Here is a 17,296-nt window from a genome sequence, read left to right as displayed (position 1 = left end):
GGGTTTCGGGCCGGTCAGCCGGTCAGCGGCAGGGCCGCGAGTTCGCCGATCAGCCAGGTGAGGGGGACGAAGACGACGAGCAGCGCCCCGGCCCGCAGCAGCGCGGCGGTGCGGAGCACGGTCGGCGGGGCGCCGAGCCGGGCCAGCGCCTCGGCGGTGTGGGCCCGGCACTGGCGGGACTCCAGGGCGGCGGAGAGCAGGGTCGCCGTGGTGCACGTCATGACGACGCCGGCGCCGAGCCCGGTGAGCGGTCCGAACGCGGTGCCGCCGTCCCCGGCGCCGTACACGGTGGCCGCGGCGAGGGTGCCGGAGAGCACCGCGCAGACCACCCCGAGGGGGCGGCCGATGCGGGTGGCCTCGTCCATGAGGACCCGGCCGGCGAGGAGGCGTACGGCTCCGGGCCGGGCGGTCTGGAGCAGCCGGCCGCACAGGTGGGTGAGGCCGGGGCCGGCCAGCGCGAGCCCGGCGGCGGTGAGGATCCAGCCGGCCAGGACACCGGCGGGGGAGCCGTCGAAGCGGCCGGGCAGGGCGACGCCCGCGCCGCCGCCGCGCCCCGCGTACGTCTCCACGGCGAGGCCGACGGCGACCAGCGCGACGCCCCACGGGAGGCCGCTCGGCACCGGCCGGGCGGCGCCCTCGGGGGCGGGGGTGCCGGTGCGGGGGCGGAGCGCGAGGCCGGCCGCGGTGGCGCCGGCGACCGGCACGATCGCGAGCAGGGTGAGGGCGGCGGCCAGCGGCAGCGGCTGTCCGGCGGCGAGCAGGTCGGCGGCCGCCCCGTCGAAGGGGAGGCCGGTGAGGTCGCCGCGCAGGTGCAGGTAGACCAGGAGGGCCACCATGGAGCCGAGGGTGCAGGCGACGGCGGTCGAGGTGGCGGCGATGGCGGTGAGCCGGGCCGGGCCGAGGCCGATCGAGGAGAGCCCGGGGCGGGGCCGGGTGGCCGGGTCGGTCCGGGCGACGGCGACGGCGAACTGGACGGTGGCGGCGACCGGCAGCGCGCACCAGAGCAGCCGCAGCGCGGAGGCCGAGGAGTGCTCGGGGTGGCCGACGGCGTAGCCGAGCGTGCACAGCAGCAGGAAGCCCACGCCGGCGGCGGCCGCGGCGACGAGCAGTCGCCGCAGCTGGACCAGCGGGTGGGAGCCGCGGACTAGACGGAGAGCGAGCACGCGGCGACGCCCTCCGCCCCCGAGGCGGGCGGCACGCTGCCGGCCCGGCGTCCGTCGAGCAGGGTGATCGCCCGGTCGGCGAGCGCCGCGACCTCGCCGTCGTGGGTGGCGAGGAGCACGGTGATGCCGTGCGAGCGGGCGGCGGCGGTGAGGGTGCGGAGCACCTGCGCGCCGTCGGCCCGGTGCAGGGCGGCGGTGGGTTCGTCGGCGAAGAGGACGGTGGGTCCCGCGGCGAGGGCCCGGGCGATGGCGGTGCGCTGGCGCTGGGAGCGGGTGAGGCCGTGCGGGCGGGTCCGGGCGCAGGCGCCGATGTCGAGGCGGTCCAGCCATTCGCCGGCGGCGGTCTTCGCGGCCTTGTGGGGGACGCCGCGCAGCAGCAGCGGGAGGGCGGTGTTCTCCCAGGCGGTGAGTTCGGGGACGAGGCCGGGTTCGGGGCCGATCCAGCCGAAGCGTTCGCGGCGGAGCCGTTCGCGGCCGGCGGGGGAGAGGGTGTGGACGGGGGAGCTGTTGAACCAGACCTCGCCCTGCTGGGCGGGGAGCTCGCCGGAGAGGCAGCGCAGCAGGGTGGTCTTGCCGCTGCCGCGGGGGCCGGTGACGGCGAGGATCTCGCCCTCGCGGACGCCGACGGAGACGCCGCTGAGGGCCTCCGTGCCGCCCAGGGAGCAGTGCAGGGAACGCGCCCAGAGCACGTCGTTGTCCGGTGGGGCCATCGCGTACACCTCGATGTCGGATCCGATTCTTGCGTTCCCCCGTCCGGGGGAACGACGAGCGGGCCTGTCGGTCACTGGGCACCGTAAGTATTCGGATCCGTTTGTACGGACAGCACGCGGCCCGGGCCGCCGCCATCCACTCGGATGGCGGCATGCCCGGGCCGGGGGTCACGCCGTGAGGGCGGCGTGGCGCAGGGGGGGCCTACAGCTTGGTCCACGCCTCGGTGAGGACGTTGCGCAGGATGCCCTCGATCTCGTCGAAGGTGCCCTGGTCGGCGATGAGCGGCGGGGCCAGCTGGATGACCGGGTCGCCACGGTCGTCGGCGCGGCAGTACAGGCCGGCGTCGTACAGCGCCTTGGAGAGGAAGCCGTACAGGACGCGCTCCACCTCCTCGTCGTTGAAGGACTCCTTGGTGGCCTTGTCCTTGACGAGCTCGATGCCGTAGAAGAAGCCGTTGCCGCGGACGTCGCCGACGATCGGGAGGTCGTGCAGCTTCTTCAGGGTGTCGAAGAAGTTGCCCTCCTGGTCGAGGACGTGCTGGTTGAGGCCCTCCTTGTCGAAGATGTCCAGGTTGGCGAGCGCGACCGCCGAGGACACCGGGTGGCCACCGAAGGTGTAGCCGTGCAGGAAGGTGTTGTCGCCCTTGTAGAACGGCTCCGCGATGCGGTCCGAGATGATGCAGGCGCCGATCGGGGAGTAGCCCGAGGTCATGCCCTTGGCGCAGGTGATCATGTCGGGCACGTAGCCGAACTTGTCACAGGCGAACATCGTGCCGAGGCGGCCGAAGGCGCAGATCGTCTCGTCGGAGACGAGGAGCACGTCGTACTGGTCGCAGATCTCGCGGACCCGCTGGAAGTACCCGGGCGGCGGCGGGAAGCAGCCGCCGGCGTTCTGCACCGGCTCCAGGAAGACGGCGGCGACGGTGTCGGGGCCCTCGAAGAGGATCTGGGCCTCGATCTGGTCGGCGGCCCAGCGGCCGAACGCCTCGGGGTCGTCGCCGAAGATCGGCGCGCGGTAGATGTTGGTGTTCGGCACCTTGTGCGCGCCGGGGACCAGCGGCTCGAAGGGGGCCTTCAGGGCCGGCAGGCCGGTGATGGACAGGGCGCCCTGCGGGGTGCCGTGGTAGGCGACCGCACGCGAGATGACCTTGTACTTGGTGTGCTTGCCCTGCAGCTTGAAGTACTGCTTGGCGAGCTTCCACGCGGTCTCGACGGCCTCGCCGCCACCGGTGGTGAAGAAGACCTTGTTGAGGTCGCCCGGGGCGTAGTCGGCGAGGCGCTCGGCGAGCTCGACGGCCTTCGGGTGGGCGTACGACCACACCGGGAAGAAGGCGAGCTCCTGGGCCTGCTTGTACGCGACCTCGGCCAGCTCCTGGCGGCCGTGGCCGGCGTTGACCACGAAGAGGCCCGCGAGACCGTCGAGGTAGCGCTTGCCCTTGTCGTCGAAGATGTAGGTGCCCTCACCTCGGACGATGGTGGGGACGGGGCTGTTCTCGTACGACGACATGCGGGTGAAGTGCATCCACAGGTGGTCGTAGGCGGACTTTGACAGGTCGCTGCGGGACTGGGTCACGGTTATCGGGTTCCCCACATATAGGTCTGCTTCTTGAGCTTCAGGTAAACGAAGCTCTCGGTGGAGCGCACGCCGGGGAGCGTGCGGATCCGCTTGTTGATCACTTCCAGAAGGTGGTCGTCGTCCTCGCAGACGATCTCCACCATCAGGTCGAACGAGCCCGCGGTCATCACCACGTACTCGCACTCGGGCATGTCCGTCAGCGCTTCCGCGACCGGATCCAGGTCACCCTCGACGTGGATGCCGACCATCGCCTGTCGCCGGAGGCCCACGGTGAGCGGGTCGGTGACGGCGACGATCTGCATGACGCCCTGGTCGAGGAGCTTCTGGACGCGCTGCCGCACGGCCGCTTCGGAGAGGCCGACGGCCTTGCCGATCGCGGCGTAGGGACGGCGGCCGTCCTCCTGGAGCTGCTCGATGATCGCCAGGGAGACGGCATCGATCGTCGGGGACGAACCGGTTCCGGTTCTGGAGTCTGTGCTTCGACTGGCCACGACTTCACTGTGCACCGAGATGCGCAGTCGCGCAACCCCGAAGCGATGTAATTCGTTGTCGAGGACCCTCGAAGGCACTGAATCCGAAGTCGAGGGGGCTCGGGGCTGTTGAAAGCGTCAGCCGAACAAGTACGCTGGGGTGTCTCACCCATCGGGACGTCGCACAAGGTCGTGCGAAGACAGAACGTGACAGGAGGGGTGGCAAGTGACCACCGAGCTGCGCCGGCTGCGTAACTACATCGACGGAGAGTTCCGCGACGCGGCCGACGGCCGCACCATCGAGGTGATCAACCCGGCCACCGGTGAGGCGTACGCGACCTCCCCGCTCTCGGGCCAGGCCGACGTCGACGCCGCCATGGAGGCCGCCGCGGCCGCCTTCCCCGCCTGGCGCGACACCACGCCGTCCGAGCGCCAGAAGGTGCTCCTCAAGATCGCGGACGCCTTCGAGGAGCGGGCCGAGGAGCTCATCGCCGCCGAGGTCGAGAACACCGGCAAGCCGGTCGCCCTCACCGCGAGCGAGGAGATCCCGCCGATGGTGGACCAGATCCGCTTCTTCGCGGGTGCCGCCCGGCTGCTCGAGGGCCGTTCGGCCGGCGAGTACATGGAGGGCATGACCTCCATCATCCGCCGCGAGCCGGTCGGTGTCTGCGCGCAGGTCGCGCCGTGGAACTACCCGATGATGATGGCCGTGTGGAAGTTCGCCCCGGCCCTCGCCGCGGGCAACACGGTCGTCCTCAAGCCCTCGGACACCACCCCGGCCTCCACGGTCCTGATGGCCGAGATCATCGGCTCGATCGTCCCCAAGGGCGTCTTCAACGTCATCTGCGGCGACCGCGAGACCGGCCGCGCCATGGTCGAGCACCCGACCCCGGCGATGGCCTCCATCACCGGCTCCGTCCGCGCCGGCATGCAGGTCGCCGAGTCGGCGGCCAAGGACGTCAAGCGCGTCCACCTGGAGCTGGGCGGCAAGGCCCCCGTCGTGGTCTTCGAGGACACCGACATCGACAAGGCCGTCGAGGACATCTCCGTCGCCGGCTTCTTCAACGCCGGCCAGGACTGCACGGCCGCCACCCGCGTCCTCGTGCACGAGTCGATCCACGACGAGTTCGTCGCCGCCCTCGCCAAGGCCGCCGCCGAGACCAAGACCGGCCAGCCGGACGACGAGGACGTGCTCTACGGCCCGCTGAACAACGCCAACCAGCTGAAGCAGGTCGCCGGCTTCATCGACCGCCTCCCGGCCCACGCCAAGGTCGAGGCCGGCGGTCACCGCGTCGGCGACAAGGGCTACTTCTACGCCCCGACCGTCGTCTCCGGCCTGAAGCAGGACGACGAGATCGTCCAGAACGAGGTCTTCGGCCCGGTCATCACCGTCCAGTCCTTCGCGGACGAGGCGCAGGCCCTGGAGTTCGCCAACGGCGTCGAGTACGCCCTGGCCTCCTCCGTCTGGACCAAGGACCACCAGCGTGCGATGCGCATGTCCCGCTCGCTCGACTTCGGCTGTGTGTGGATCAACACCCACATCCCGCTGGTCGCCGAGATGCCGCACGGCGGCTTCAAGAAGTCCGGCTACGGCAAGGACCTCTCCGCGTACGGCTTCGAGGACTACACCCGCATCAAGCACGTGATGACCTCCCTGGGCTGATCGCACCCCGGGACCCCGCGCGGCCCCCACACCCTGTCCGGCAGGGGGTGGGGGCCGCGCTCCGTCGCGCGACGGAGCGCGGAACTCCCGTGCCGGTCCGCGAGTTGGGCGGGCATGACCGAGACGACCGTGACCCCGCTCGCCACCTACGGCCTCCTGCTCGCCTGGACCGTCCACGACCTCGAGGAACTGGCCGCCGGGCCGCGCTGGCTGAGGGAGAACCTGCCCGGTCTGCGGGAGCGGTTCCCCGCCGCGCCGGAGGCGGTCTGGCGGGCCGCCGAGGGCGTCGACGCGCGCGAGTTCGCCCTGGCCGTCGCGGTGATGGGGGCGATCGTGGGCGCGGCCGCCGTGGCGGGGGCCCGGTCCGGCGGCCGGTCCGCCTTCTACCAGGGCGCGCTGGACGGCTTCGGCCTGCACGGACTCGTCCACCTCGCCCAGGCCGCCGCGGTCCGGGGCCGTACCCCCGGCTCGGTCACCTCGGCGCTGGTCGTGATCCCGTTCTCCCTCTGGGCGCGCGGCCGGCTCGGCAGGGCCGGGGTGCTGCGGCCGGCCCGGCCGCGCGACGCCGGCGTCGGACTGGCCCTCGCGGCCGGGGCGACGGTCCTCGCGCACGCCGTCGCGCGCCGGGTCGCCCCCCGTTTCTGAACGCGTTCAAGAGGGGCGTACGCTACCCCCATGAGCGACCCGAACGGGCCGAGAGCCCTTCTCGCACGGATCCGCGCCTGGCTGATCCTCTTCGTCGTCTGCCTCGTCCTGAGCGGCGCCACCGCCTTCCCGCTCGTCACCGAACTCCGCTGGCTCGACTCCTCGCTGACCGGCTGGGCCTCGCCCGTCGCCGACGCCCTCCCCGGGCTCGCCGAGTGGATCCACAAGGTGGCCGGCGGGGTCGAGGCGGCCGGCGCCGACGCCCCGTACCTCCTCTACGGCACCGACTGGCTGGCCTTCGCGCACCTCGTCATCGCCGTCGCCTTCCACGGGCCCTACCGCGACCCCGTCCGCAACATCTGGGTCGTCGAGTTCGGCATGATCGCCTGCGTCGGCATCATCCCCCTCGCCCTGATCTGCGGCCCGATCCGGGACATCCCCTTCTGGTGGTCGGTCATCGACATGTCCTTCGGGGTCTTCGGCATCCTGCCGCTGCTCCACGTCCGCCGGCTCATCAAGCGGCTCGAAGCCGCCCAGGGCCTCACTCCGACGGCAGCCCGTACGTCGCCAGCATGAGCTCCAGCGCCGTGCGGTTCATCTCCTGGCCCTTCGCGTCCGTCGAGTTGACGCTGTAGACCAGGGTCCGCTCCCCGTGGCGGGTCGAGGCGACGGCCGCGTTGTACCCCCAGCGGCCGCCGGTCTTGCCCCACACCTCGCGCCCGCCCCGCCTCTTCATCGACAGGCCGACGGAGTACGCCGCCGGGTCGCCGGACCCGAGGTCCGTGACCTTCGACAGCGTGAACATCTCCTCCAGGAGCGGGCCGCGCACCGCTGCCGCGCGTCGGTGAGCCGGCCGAACACATAGGCCGCGCCGAACACGAAGAGTGAGAAGGCGAGTTCCCGCACCGAGCGGGAGTTGAGCCACACCGACACCGGCACCAGCATCAGCACCCCCGCCACCGCCCGCTGCCAGGCCGGCGCGAGCACCGCGACCGTGTGGAGGCACATCAACCCCTGGTACGGCAGCGGCTGCCCACCCCCGGACCGTCGACGGCCGGCCGGTACAGCGCACTGGCGGCCAGCACCGCCGGCGGCACCGCCATCGGCGCCCGCCGCCGCCACACCAGCGGCAGCACGGTCAGCGTCGTCAGCCCGTACGCCTGCCAGGTCGCCGGCGGAGCTCCGGCCCGCGCGGCACCACGAACGGCATCGTCACCGCCGCCTGCACCAGCAGCGCGAGCCCCGCGTCCACCGCTCGCGGATGCGCCGCGCCCCACTCCCGGGCCTGCGCCACCCCCCGTATCCGCATTACGGCTTGCGGCCCACCGCGCCGAACTGCGCCACCGCGGCGGCCTCCGGCGCACCCCACCGCGCGCACGACACGACGCCCGGTTCGAGGAGCTCCAGACCGTCGAAGAAGGAGGCGAACTCCTCCCGGGTGCGGGCGGTGATGGGCGGGGTGGCGTTCTCGTTCCAGAACGCCATCGCCTCCTTGTTGCCCTCGCCGCCCAGCTCCGGTTCGAGCGTCGGATGGGTGAGGACCAGATAGCTGCCGGACGGCACCGCGGCCATCAGCGTCCGCACGATCGACCGGGCCTCGTCGGTGTCCATCACGAAGTTCAGCAGGCCGAGCATCATCACCGCCACCGGGCGCCCCAGGTCGAGCACCTCGCCGGCCGCTTCCACGATCTTCTCCGGGTCGTGCGCGTCCGCGTCGACGTACTCGGTGACACCCCCGGGGGAGCTGGTCAGCAGCGCCCGGGCGTGGGTGAGGACGATCGGGTCGTTGTCGACGTAGACGATCCGGGCGTCCGGCGCGACCCGCTGCGCCACCTCGTGGGTGTTGTCGGCGGTCGGCAGCCCGGTGCCGATGTCGAGGAACTGGCGCACCCCCTCGCCGGCCAGCCGGGTCACCACCCGGCCGAGGAACGCCCGGTCCGCGCGGGCGACTTCGCCGATGCTGGGGTGGAAGGAGACGACCTGGTCGCCGACGGCGCGGTCGACCGGGTAGTTGTCCTTGCCGCCCAGCCAGTAGTTCCACACCCGGGCGTTGTGGGCGATGTCGGTCCGGATCCGGTCGTTCATCAGGGAGCCTTTCGCAGGACGGCGGCGAGGACGTCGACCCGGTTGGTGGTGATCGAGTCGACCCCGTTCGCGATCAGCCTACGCATGGTCCTGCGGGTGTCCGGCGTCCAGGCCGAGACGAGCAGCCCGTCCCGGTGCACCCGCTCCGCCAGCGCCTCCCCGACCAGCCCGAAACGGTAGTTGAGCCACTTCGGGCGGACCGCGTCGAGCAGCACCCGGCGGGGCGGGGCCAGCGAGGTCCAGGTGAGCGCGATCTCGGCGTGCGGGTCGGCCGCCCGCACCTGGAGCATCGCGACCGCGCCCGCGCAGTAGTAGACGCGCTCCCCGGCGCCCGCCTCGCGGACCGCGCCGACGATCTTCCGGACCGACGCCTCGTTCCCGCCGGGCAGGTCGAGCATCAGCCGGCGCGCCCCGGCCGCCAGGAGCGCGTCACGGAGCGTCGGCACCCCGCCGTAGGTCAGCTCGCGCAGCTGCTCGTGGGTGAGCGAGGAGAGCGGCCGGTCGTGGCCCCACAGCCGCTTCAGGGTGTCGTCGTGGAGGAGGACGGGCACCTCGTCCTTCGTCAGCCGGACGTCGACCTCGACCGCGTCCGCCCCCCGCTCGAAGGCGGAGCCGATCGAGGGGAGGGTGTTCTCCCGGGCGCGGTACGGGTCGCCGCGATGGCCTACGACAGTGACAGATCGCATGGCGCCCATTCTCGGCCGGGGCTCAGCGCGCCAGCCACTCCTCCGTGTACGTGTCGATCTCGGCGGCCAGCCGCCGCTTGCCCGCCGGGTCGAGGAAGGACGCCTCGACCGCGTTCTTCGCCAGGGCGGCCAGACCGCGCTCGTCGAGGCCGAGGAGGCGGGCGGCGACGGCGTACTCGTTGTTCAGGTCGGTGCCGAACATCGGCGGGTCGTCGCTGTTGACCGTGACCAGTACGCCCGCGTCGACCATGGCCCGGATCGGGTGCTCGTCGAGGGTGGCCACCGCCCGGGTCGCGATGTTCGAGGTCGGGCAGACCTCCAGGGCGATCCGGTGCTCCGCCAGGTACGCGAGGAGCTCGGGGTCCTGGACGGAGCTGGTGCCGTGGCCGATGCGCTCGGCGCCCAGGTCGCGGATCGCGTCCCAGACCGTCTGCGGGCCGGTCGTCTCGCCGGCGTGCGGCACCGAGCGCAGCCCGGCCGCCCTGGCCCGGTCGAAGTACGGCTTGAACTGCGGGCGCGGCACCCCGATCTCCGGGCCGCCGAGACCGAAGGAGACCAGGCCCTCGGGGCGGATGCCGTCCGTGGTGGCGAGCCGCGCGGTCTCCTCGGCGGCCTCCAGTCCGGCCTCGCCGGGGATGTCGAAGCACCAGCGCAGCACGGTGCCGAACTCGGCCTCCGCCGCCTTGCGGGCGTCCTCGATCGCCGCCATGAACGCCCGCTCGTCGATGCCGCGGCGGGTGGAGGAGTACGGGGTGATGGTCAGCTCGGCGTAGCGGATGTTCTGCCGCGCCATGTCCCGGGCGACCTCGAAGGTCAGCAGCCGGACGTCCTCCGGGGTGCGCACCAGGTCCACGACGGACAGGTACACGTCGATGAAGTGCGCGAAGTCGGTGAAGGTGAAGTAGTCGGCCAGCGCCTCCGGGTCCGTGGGGACCTTGGAGTCCGGATGCCGGGCGGCCAGCTCGGAGACGATCCGGGGAGAGGCGGAGCCCACGTGGTGGACGTGCAGCTCCGCCTTGGGCAGGCCCGCGATGAAGGGGTGGAGATCGGTCATCGGATCATCGTAGGCCGGGCGGGGACGCGGCGGTCGGCACGCCGTAGCATGACGGGACCACGGAGGGAGCCCCGAATGTCCGACACCGCCGAGCCGCGCCCGCAGGACCGGGGCACGACCGACCCGTGGGCCCCGCCGGAGCGGGCGGAGTCCCGGGTGGAGCCGGCCAAGCAGGCACCGGCCGACCGCCGCCCGGTGCACGAGCAGCCGACGGTCACCTCGATACCCACCGGGGAGACGGCCGGCGCCGAACTGCCGCCGCCCCCGGTCGCCCCCGGCGGCCCCGCCGCGTACGGCACGCCCCCGCCCCGGCCGGTCCACGGCCCGCCCACGGTCGCGTCGGGTTACGGCTACCCGGCCGCGGGGCCCGGCGCCACGACCTCGTACGGCTATCCGGCCGCCGGTCCCGGCCCCGCCGCGTACGGCTACCCGCCGGCCCACCCGATGCCGTACGGGCCGGTCCCCGGCCAGAACAACGGCATAGGTACGGCCGGCATGGTGCTCGGCATCATCGGCACCTGCCTCTTCTGGTTCTACGGCGTCCCGTCGATCGTGCTCGGGATCCTCGCCCTGATCTTCGGCATCCTCGGCCGCAAGCGGGTCAACCGCGGCGAGGCGAGCAACGGCGGCGCCGCCACCGCCGGCATCGTCCTCGGCGTCATCTCCACCGTCCTCGGTGCGGCCGTCATCGCCCTCGTGGTGTGGGCCGTCGCCAGCTACGGCGAGTACGAGAAGACCGAGGACGGCGTGTCGACCTCAGCGGTCCTCGTCGTCGGCGACCGGGCCTGAACCGGCTCCGGTACGCAGCCGCTCCCGGGCCTCCATCAGCGCGAAGCCCAGCAGGTTGAGCCCGCGCCAGCGGGCCGGGTCGTGGGCGCCGGGGTCGCCGGCGGCGAGGCCGATGCCCCAGATCCGGTCCAGCGGGCTCGCCTCCACGAGCACCCGGGAGCCGGTTCCGAGCAGGAAGTCCCGCAGCCCCTCGTCCGAGGCGAACTTGTGGACGCTGCCGGCCACCACGATCCCGGCGCGCTCCCGCGCCCACACGGTCTCGTCGAAGCCGCGGACCAGTCGGCCGGCGTTCTTCGCCTCGGCCGGGGTGCGGGCGGCCAGCGCCGTCCGCTCCGCCTCGGCGTCGCCGAAGAGGCGGGCCTTGGCGGCCATCATCCAGTGCTCGGCCGTCGCGTAGCGCACGCCGTCGACCTCGAAGGGTGAGGGCCACCACTGGCTCAGACAGCTCTGGGTGAGCCGTCCGTCCGGGGCCGGCCGATGGCCCCAGAAGTGCAGCCACTTCACCTTCTCACCCCTGCTGACCTGGTGTGTCAGCTCCTCGATGGTCATCATGCACGCGAGTCTGGCATCCGCGAGTGACACTCCGTACGGAGATTTTCCCGGGTCCTCGACACTTGGTCGACCGAATCCGTCGAGTAACCAAAAGGCAACAACGGAATCCCTTGTTCGAACCGGGTCCCTCTGTCAGGATCGGCACTCAATTCGAGCTGGGACAACGGAGAGCGTCATGGGCAACCGCTTCCAGGTGACCGACCGCTTCGCGGGCGGCGCGCAGTACATCGGCGGACGGCTCCGCCCCGGGACCTCCGGGAGGACGCACAGCGTCGTCGACCCCGCCACCGGCGAGAGCGTCTACACCTACGCGCTCGCCTCCACGGCGGACGTCGACGAGGCCGTGGCCGCCGCGAAGGCGGCCTTCCCCGGCTGGGCGGCCGCCACCCCGGGGGAGCGCTCCGGCGCCCTGCACCGCCTCGCCGCGGTCCTCGCCGAGCAGGCCGAGGACTTCGCCCTGGCCGAATCCCTCCAGTGCGGCAAGCCGATCCGGCTCACCACCGAGTTCGACGTGCCCGGGACCATCGACAACACCGCCTTCTTCGCCGGCGCGGCCCGCCACCTCCAGGGCCAGTCCGCCGGCGAGTACTCCGGCGACCACACCTCGTACGTGCGGCGCGAGCCGATCGGCGTGGTCGGCTCCATCGCCCCCTGGAACTACCCGCTCCAGATGGCCGCCTGGAAGATCCTCCCGGCGATCGCGGCCGGCAACACCATCGTCCTGAAGCCGGCCGAGCTGACCCCGCTCACCTCCCTGATGTTCGCCCAGGCGGCCAAGGAGGCGGGCATCCCGGACGGCGTCGTCAACATCGTCACCGGCTCCGGCCGCGAGGCGGGCGAGCACCTCGTCGGTCACCCGGACGTCGCCATGACCTCCTTCACCGGCTCCACCCCGGTCGGCAAGCGGGTCGCCGAGGTCGCCACCGCCACCGTCAAGCGGCTCCACCTGGAGCTCGGCGGCAAGGCCCCCTTCGTCGTCTTCGACGACGCCGACCTGGAGGCCGCCGCGCACGGCGCCGTCGCCGCCTCCCTCATCAACACCGGCCAGGACTGCACCGCCGCCACCCGCGCCTACGTCCAGCGGCCGCTCTTCGACGCGTTCGTCGCCCGGGTCGCGGAGCTCATGGAGACCGTCCGGCTCGGCGACCCCGCCGACCCGGCCACCGACCTCGGCCCGCTGGTCTCGCACGTCCAGCGCGACCGGGTGGCCGGCTTCGTGGAGCGGGCCCGCGGCTACGCGACCGTCGTCACCGGAGGCGAAGCCCCTGGTGGAGAGCTCGAGAACGGCGCATACTATCGGCCCACCCTGATCACCGGCGCCGCGCAGGACAGCGAGGTCGTGCAGTCGGAGATCTTCGGACCGGTCCTGGTGGCCCTGCCCTTCGACACCGACGACGAGGGCATCCGGCTCGCCAACGACACCCCGTACGGCCTCGCCGCCTCCGCCTGGAGCCGCGACGTCTACCGGGCGAACAGGGCCACCCGTGAGATCAAGGCCGGCTGCGTCTGGGTCAACGACCACATCCCGATCATCAGCGAGATGCCGCACGGCGGATACAAGGCGTCCGGCTACGGAAAGGACATGTCCTCCTACTCCTTCGAGGAGTACACGCAGGTCAAGCACGTGATGTTCGACAACACGGCGGTGGCGGCCAAGGACTGGCACCGCACGATCTTCGGGGACCGATAGCAACCAGCCGCCCGACCAGCGGCGCAACCATCCCGAAAGGGCACAGCGCATGGAGCAGTACGAGCCCGACCGCCTGTCCGCCGCCCAGCTGGCGGCGATCCGGCGCAGCATGACGAGCGGCCGTGGTGCCCTCAGCCGCCGCTCGCTGCTGCGGGCCGGAGGCGTGGGCGCGCTCACGGTCGGCGGCCTGGCCGGCCTGACGGCCTGCGGCATCCCGCCGGCCAAGCGAGAGGGACAGGGCCCGGCGTCCACCGACTTCTCGGCCAAGGAGAAGAGCGTCAGCTTCTCCAACTGGACCGAGTACATGGACGTCAGCGAGGACGAGAAGTCCCGCCCCACCCTGGAGGCGTTCACCGAACGCACCGGGATCAAGGTCAAGTACACCGAGGACATCAACGACAACGTCGAGTTCTTCGGCAAGATCAAGCCGCAGCTCGCGGCCGGCCAGGACACCGGCCGCGACCTGATCTGCGTCACCGACTGGCTGGCCGCCCGGATCATCCGGCTCGGCTGGGCGCAGAAGCTCGACCCGGCGAACCTGCCCAACGCCTACGCCAACCTCTCCGCCCAGTTCCGCCGCCCCGACTGGGACCCGGGCCGCGCCTACTCGTACCCGTGGACCGGCATCTCCACCGTCATCGCCTACAACACCAAGGCGACCGGCGGGAAGAAGGTCGACTCGGTCAGCCAGCTCCTCGACGACCCCGCGCTCAAGGGCCGGGTCGGCTTCCTCACCGAGATGCGCGACACCGTCGGCATGACCCTGCTCGACCTGGGCAAGGACCCCGGCACCTTCACCGACGCCGACTTCGACGCGGCGATCGGCCGCCTCCAGAAGGCCGTCGACAAGAAGCAGATCCGCCGCTTCACCGGCAACGACTACACCTCGGACCTGGACAAGGGCGACATCGCCGCCTGTCTCGCCTGGGCCGGCGACATCATCCAGCTCCAGGCGGACAACCCGGACATCCAGTACACGATCCCGAACGCCGGCTACATCACGTCGACGGACAACCTGCTCGTCCCCACCAAGGCCCGGCACAAGGCCAACGCCGAGAAGCTCATCGACTACTACTACGAGCTTCCCAACGCGGCCCAGCTCGCCGCCTACATCAACTACGTCTGTCCCGTCGACGGGGTGAAGGACGAACTGGCCAAGATCGACCCCGAGCTCGCGGCCAACACCCTGATCCTCCCGGACAAGGCCATGGCCAAGAAGTCCCGCGCCTTCCGCTCGCTGACCGGCGACGAGGAGACGGCGTACGAGGAGAAGTTCGCCAAGCTCATCGGCGCCTGAGCCGTCGTCCACCCTCTTACGAAGATCCGGGACCGCAATCCATGACTGACAAGACCACCGGCGGCGACGTCCGACTCACCGGGATCAGCAAGACCTACGGCTCCTTCACCGCCGTCCACCCGCTCGACCTCACCGTGCCGCAGGGCTCCTTCTTCGCCCTGCTCGGCGCCTCCGGCTGCGGCAAGACCACCACCCTGCGCATGATCGCCGGCCTGGAGGACCCCTCCACCGGCACGATCTTCCTCGGCGACAAGGACGTCACCGACCTCCCGCCCTACAAGCGGCCGGTCAACACCGTCTTCCAGTCCTACGCGCTCTTCCCGCACATGGACATCTCCGAGAACATCGCCTTCGGCCTGCGCCGCCGGGGCATCAAGTCGGTGAAGAAGCAGGTCGACGAGATGCTGGAGCTCGTCCAGCTCGGCGACAAGGCGAAGCACAAGCCGCACCAGCTCTCCGGCGGCCAGCAGCAGCGCGTCGCCGTCGCCCGCGCCCTCATCAACCACCCGCAGGTGCTCCTCCTCGACGAGCCGCTCGGCGCCCTCGACCTCAAGCTGCGCCGCCAGATGCAGCTGGAGCTCAAGCGGATCCAGACCGAGGTCGGCATCACCTTCGTGCACGTCACCCACGACCAGGAGGAGGCCATGACCATGGCCGACCAGGTCGCGGTCATGAACGGCGGCCGGGTCGAGCAGCTCGGCGCCCCCGCCGACCTGTACGAGAACCCGCAGACCACCTTCGTCGCCAACTTCCTCGGCACCTCCAACCTCATCGAGGCCGAGGTCGTCGAGACGGGCACCGACGTCGTCGTCACGGCCGGCGGCGGCAAGCTCCGGGTCCCCGGCGACCGCTGTACGGACGCCGTCCGCCAGGGCGGCAAGCTCCTCGTCGGCGTCCGCCCCGAGAAGATCTCGCTCGCGCACGCCGACGACGCGGGCTCGATCGCCGACGGCCGCAACCGGGTCACCGGCCGGATCGTCGACTCCTCCTTCATCGGCGTCTCCACCCAGTACGTGGTGAACTCGCCGGCCGGCGCCGAGCTCCAGGTCTACGAGCAGAACATCGAGCGCGACTCCCGGCTCGTCCCCGGCGCCCAGGTCGTCCTGCACTGGAACCCGGCCCACACCTTCGGCCTCGACGCCGCCCAGGACATCGACGCCGGCGTGGAGACGGTGGAGGACGCCGCGTGAGCACGACCCTGACGAAGGAGGCGCCGGGGCCGGTCGAGGAACCGGTTCTGCGCAAGCCTCCCACCCGCAAGCGGCTCGTCCCCTACTGGCTGCTGCTCCCCGGCATCCTCTGGCTCCTGGTCTTCTTCGCCCTGCCGCTGGTCTACCAGGCGTCCACCTCGGTGCAGACCGGCTCCCTCGAACAGGGCTTCCAGGTCACCTGGCACTTCCAGACCTACCTGGACGCCTTCACCGAGTACTGGCCGCAGCTGCTGCGCTCCCTGCTGTACGCCGGCACCGCGACCCTGCTCTGCCTGCTGCTCGGCTACCCGCTCGCGTACCTCATCGCCTTCAAGGCCGGCCGCTGGCGCAACCTGCTGCTCGTCCTGGTGATCGCGCCCTTCTTCACCAGCTTCCTCATCCGGACCCTGGCGTGGAAGACGATCCTCGCCGACGACAGCCTCGTCGTGGACGCGCTCAACGCGCTGCACGTCCTCGACGTGACCAGCTGGCTCGGCTGGACCGACGGCGAGCGGGTGCTCGCCACCCCGATGGCGGTCGTCTGCGGCCTCACGTACAACTTCCTGCCGTTCATGATCCTGCCCCTCTACACCTCCCTGGAGCGGATCGACGGCCGGCTGCACGAGGCCGCCCAGGACCTCTACGCCTCCCCGGCGACCACCTTCCGCAAGGTGACCTTCCCGCTGTCGATGCCCGGCGTCGTGTCCGGCACCCTGCTCACCTTCATCCCGGCGAGCGGCGACTACGTCAACGCCGAACTCCTCGGCTCCACCGACACCAAGATGATCGGCAACGTCATCCAGTCGCAGTTCCTCCGCGTCCTCGACTACCCGACGGCCGCCGCCCTGTCCTTCATCCTCATGGCGATCGTGCTCCTCATGGTCACCGTCTACATCCGCAAGGCGGGAACGGAGGACCTCGTCTGATGACCTGGCTGCGCAAGAACCTCGTCGTCATCGCCGGCCTGCTGACGCTCGCGTACATGATCCTGCCGAACGTCGTGGTCATGGTGTTCTCGTTCAACAAGCCGAACGGGCGCTTCAACTACTCCTGGCAGCAGTTCTCCCTCGACGCCTGGAAGGACCCCTGCGGCGTCGCCGACATGTGCGAGTCGCTCACGCTCTCGCTCCAGCTCGCCGCCTGGGCCACCGTCGGCGCCGTCGTCCTCGGCACGATGATCGCCTTCGCGCTGGTCCGCTACCGCTTCCGGGCGCGCGGCGCGATCAACTCGCTGATCTTCCTGCCGATGGCGATGCCCGAGGTCGTCATGGCCGCCTCGCTGCTCACCCTCTTCCTCAACATGGGGATCGAGCTGGGCTTCTGGACGGTCCTCATCGCCCACATCATGTTCTGCCTGTCGTTCGTCGTGACGGCGGTCAAGGCCCGGGTCATGTCCATGGACCCGCGCCTGGAGGAGGCCGCGCGCGACCTCTACGCGGGGCCGGCGCAGACCTTCCTGCGCGTCACCCTGCCGATCGCCGCGCCCGGCATCGCCGCCGGCGCGCTGCTTGCCTTCGCGCTCTCGTTCGACGACTTCATCATCACCAACTTCAACGCGGGCTCCACGGTGACCTTCCCCATGTTCGTCTGGGGCTCGGCCCAGCGCGGAACACCCGTTCAGATCAACGTCATCGGCACCGCGATGTTCGCCCTCGCGGTACTGATCGTCGTGGCCGGACAGATCATCACGAACCGGCGCAGGAAAACAGCAACAGCCTGAGCGTAG

17 protein-coding genes and 2 pseudogenes are annotated in these 17,296 nt (G+C 71.4%); 9 read left to right on the top strand and 10 right to left on the bottom strand.

The window, feature by feature from the left end:
• Nucleotides 1–14 precede the first annotated feature (14 nt).
• The 4 genes from IF73_RS0116960 to IF73_RS0116945 all read right to left on the bottom strand — a co-directional run bounded on the left by IF73_RS0116960 (nt 15) and on the right by IF73_RS0116945 (nt 3,940).
• Entirely contained in the window at nt 15–1,163 is a 1,149-nt protein-coding gene (locus IF73_RS0116960; protein WP_031008608.1) for a hypothetical protein, read from the bottom strand.
• Nucleotides 1,145–1,873, bottom strand: coding sequence for an ABC transporter ATP-binding protein (locus IF73_RS0116955; RefSeq protein WP_031008605.1), 729 nt, complete (start codon nt 1,871–1,873; stop codon nt 1,145–1,147). Before IF73_RS0116955 ends, IF73_RS0116960 begins: the two co-directional genes overlap by 19 nt.
• Before the next feature lie 202 nt (nt 1,874–2,075).
• A complete protein-coding gene (locus tag IF73_RS0116950; protein WP_031008598.1) occupies nt 2,076–3,464 on the bottom strand; it encodes an aspartate aminotransferase family protein in 1,389 nt (462 codons plus the stop codon).
• The gene (locus IF73_RS0116945) at nt 3,449–3,940 is read right to left on the bottom strand and encodes an Lrp/AsnC family transcriptional regulator (protein ID WP_234338256.1); all 492 of its coding nucleotides are present in this window, start codon (nt 3,938–3,940) and stop codon (nt 3,449–3,451) included. Before IF73_RS0116945 ends, IF73_RS0116950 begins: the two co-directional genes overlap by 16 nt.
• A 205-nt stretch (nt 3,941–4,145) precedes the next feature.
• Between IF73_RS0116945 and IF73_RS0116940 the strand changes: the two genes are divergently transcribed.
• The 3 genes from IF73_RS0116940 to IF73_RS0116930 all read left to right on the top strand — a co-directional run bounded on the left by IF73_RS0116940 (nt 4,146) and on the right by IF73_RS0116930 (nt 6,803).
• Nucleotides 4,146–5,582: a gamma-aminobutyraldehyde dehydrogenase gene (locus tag IF73_RS0116940; protein WP_031008592.1), complete on the top strand. Its 1,437-nt coding sequence runs from the start codon at nt 4,146–4,148 to the stop codon at nt 5,580–5,582.
• Nucleotides 5,583–5,696: 114 nt separating this feature from the next.
• The gene (locus IF73_RS0116935) at nt 5,697–6,227 is read left to right on the top strand and encodes an HXXEE domain-containing protein (protein WP_031008591.1); all 531 of its coding nucleotides are present in this window, start codon (nt 5,697–5,699) and stop codon (nt 6,225–6,227) included.
• A 30-nt stretch (nt 6,228–6,257) separates the two neighbouring features.
• Nucleotides 6,258–6,803 (top strand): hypothetical protein, encoded by a 546-nt coding sequence (locus IF73_RS0116930; protein ID WP_031008590.1) that lies wholly within the window; start codon nt 6,258–6,260, stop codon nt 6,801–6,803.
• Here IF73_RS0116930 and IF73_RS0116925 read toward each other — a convergent pair.
• From IF73_RS0116925 to IF73_RS0116905, 5 genes and pseudogenes are all read right to left on the bottom strand, one after another.
• Nucleotides 6,769–7,056 (bottom strand): annotated as a pseudogene (locus IF73_RS0116925) (peptidase); the annotation flags it as partial. The gene IF73_RS0116930 and the pseudogene IF73_RS0116925 sit on opposite strands and share 35 nt — an antisense overlap.
• A pseudogene (locus tag IF73_RS39535) lies at nt 7,056–7,536 on the bottom strand (DUF7134 domain-containing protein); the annotation flags it as partial. The pseudogenes IF73_RS39535 and IF73_RS0116925, both read right to left, overlap by 1 nt.
• Nucleotides 7,536–8,312: an SAM-dependent methyltransferase gene (locus IF73_RS0116915; protein ID WP_031008588.1), complete on the bottom strand. Its 777-nt coding sequence runs from the start codon at nt 8,310–8,312 to the stop codon at nt 7,536–7,538. The pseudogene IF73_RS39535 and the gene IF73_RS0116915, both read right to left, overlap by 1 nt.
• A complete protein-coding gene (locus IF73_RS0116910; RefSeq protein WP_031008586.1) occupies nt 8,312–8,998 on the bottom strand; it encodes a glycerophosphodiester phosphodiesterase in 687 nt (228 codons plus the stop codon). The genes IF73_RS0116915 and IF73_RS0116910 overlap by 1 nt, the downstream gene beginning before the upstream one ends.
• A gap of 22 nt (nt 8,999–9,020) precedes the next feature.
• Nucleotides 9,021–10,052, bottom strand: coding sequence for an adenosine deaminase (locus IF73_RS0116905; RefSeq protein WP_031008585.1), 1,032 nt, complete (start codon nt 10,050–10,052; stop codon nt 9,021–9,023).
• 75 nt (nt 10,053–10,127) lie between these two features.
• Here IF73_RS0116905 and IF73_RS0116900 point away from each other — a divergent pair, with 75 nt between their 5' ends.
• Nucleotides 10,128–10,841 carry a DUF4190 domain-containing protein gene (locus IF73_RS0116900; RefSeq protein WP_031008584.1) on the top strand — a complete coding sequence of 238 codons (714 nt, stop codon included), beginning with the start codon at nt 10,128–10,130 and terminating at the stop codon, nt 10,839–10,841.
• Here IF73_RS0116900 and IF73_RS0116895 read toward each other — a convergent pair.
• Complete coding sequence (locus IF73_RS0116895) at nt 10,809–11,393, bottom strand: NADAR family protein (RefSeq protein ID WP_037879449.1); 585 nt, start codon at nt 11,391–11,393, stop codon at nt 10,809–10,811. The genes IF73_RS0116900 and IF73_RS0116895 overlap by 33 nt on opposite strands.
• Nucleotides 11,394–11,568: 175 nt before the next feature.
• Here IF73_RS0116895 and IF73_RS0116890 point away from each other — a divergent pair, with 175 nt between their 5' ends.
• From IF73_RS0116890 to IF73_RS0116870, 5 genes are read left to right on the top strand one after another with little or no spacing between them, the layout of a single operon-like run.
• A complete protein-coding gene (locus IF73_RS0116890) occupies nt 11,569–13,083 on the top strand; it encodes a gamma-aminobutyraldehyde dehydrogenase (RefSeq protein WP_031008580.1) in 1,515 nt (504 codons plus the stop codon).
• 49 nt (nt 13,084–13,132) lie between these two features.
• Nucleotides 13,133–14,380: an ABC transporter substrate-binding protein gene (locus tag IF73_RS0116885; RefSeq protein ID WP_031008578.1), complete on the top strand. Its 1,248-nt coding sequence runs from the start codon at nt 13,133–13,135 to the stop codon at nt 14,378–14,380.
• 41 nt (nt 14,381–14,421) lie between these two features.
• Nucleotides 14,422–15,570 (top strand): ABC transporter ATP-binding protein, encoded by a 1,149-nt coding sequence (locus IF73_RS0116880; RefSeq protein ID WP_031008576.1) that lies wholly within the window; start codon nt 14,422–14,424, stop codon nt 15,568–15,570.
• Nucleotides 15,567–16,496, top strand: coding sequence for an ABC transporter permease (locus tag IF73_RS0116875; protein WP_031008574.1), 930 nt, complete (start codon nt 15,567–15,569; stop codon nt 16,494–16,496). The genes IF73_RS0116880 and IF73_RS0116875 overlap by 4 nt, the downstream gene beginning before the upstream one ends.
• Nucleotides 16,496–17,290 (top strand): ABC transporter permease, encoded by a 795-nt coding sequence (locus tag IF73_RS0116870; protein ID WP_030497462.1) that lies wholly within the window; start codon nt 16,496–16,498, stop codon nt 17,288–17,290. The genes IF73_RS0116875 and IF73_RS0116870 overlap by 1 nt, the downstream gene beginning before the upstream one ends.
• Nucleotides 17,291–17,296: the final 6 nt, after the last annotated feature.

Source organism: Streptomyces sp. NRRL F-5727 (genome assembly GCF_000719555.1).
Classification (GTDB): Bacteria; Actinomycetota; Actinomycetes; order Streptomycetales; family Streptomycetaceae; genus Streptomyces.
This window is presented reverse-complemented; position numbering and strand designations above follow the sequence as displayed.

Excerpts from the sequence above, each read along its gene's own strand:
- IF73_RS0116935 (WP_031008591.1), top strand. The coding sequence starts at position 5,697 with ATGACCGAGACGACCGTGACCCCGCTCGCCACCTACGGCCTCCTGCTC.
- IF73_RS0116885 (WP_031008578.1), top strand. The coding sequence starts at position 13,133 with ATGGAGCAGTACGAGCCCGACCGCCTGTCCGCCGCCCAGCTGGCGGCG.
- IF73_RS0116905 (WP_031008585.1), bottom strand. The coding sequence starts at position 10,052 with ATGACCGATCTCCACCCCTTCATCGCGGGCCTGCCCAAGGCGGAGCTG.
- IF73_RS0116880 (WP_031008576.1), top strand. The coding sequence starts at position 14,422 with ATGACTGACAAGACCACCGGCGGCGACGTCCGACTCACCGGGATCAGC.
- IF73_RS0116890 (WP_031008580.1), top strand. The coding sequence starts at position 11,569 with ATGGGCAACCGCTTCCAGGTGACCGACCGCTTCGCGGGCGGCGCGCAG.
- IF73_RS0116900 (WP_031008584.1), top strand. The coding sequence starts at position 10,128 with ATGTCCGACACCGCCGAGCCGCGCCCGCAGGACCGGGGCACGACCGAC.
- IF73_RS0116915 (WP_031008588.1), bottom strand. The coding sequence starts at position 8,312 with ATGAACGACCGGATCCGGACCGACATCGCCCACAACGCCCGGGTGTGG.
- IF73_RS0116930 (WP_031008590.1), top strand. The coding sequence starts at position 6,258 with ATGAGCGACCCGAACGGGCCGAGAGCCCTTCTCGCACGGATCCGCGCC.
- IF73_RS0116955 (WP_031008605.1), bottom strand. The coding sequence starts at position 1,873 with ATGGCCCCACCGGACAACGACGTGCTCTGGGCGCGTTCCCTGCACTGC.
- IF73_RS0116870 (WP_030497462.1), top strand. The coding sequence starts at position 16,496 with ATGACCTGGCTGCGCAAGAACCTCGTCGTCATCGCCGGCCTGCTGACG.
- IF73_RS0116895 (WP_037879449.1), bottom strand. The coding sequence starts at position 11,393 with ATGATGACCATCGAGGAGCTGACACACCAGGTCAGCAGGGGTGAGAAG.
- IF73_RS0116910 (WP_031008586.1), bottom strand. The coding sequence starts at position 8,998 with ATGCGATCTGTCACTGTCGTAGGCCATCGCGGCGACCCGTACCGCGCC.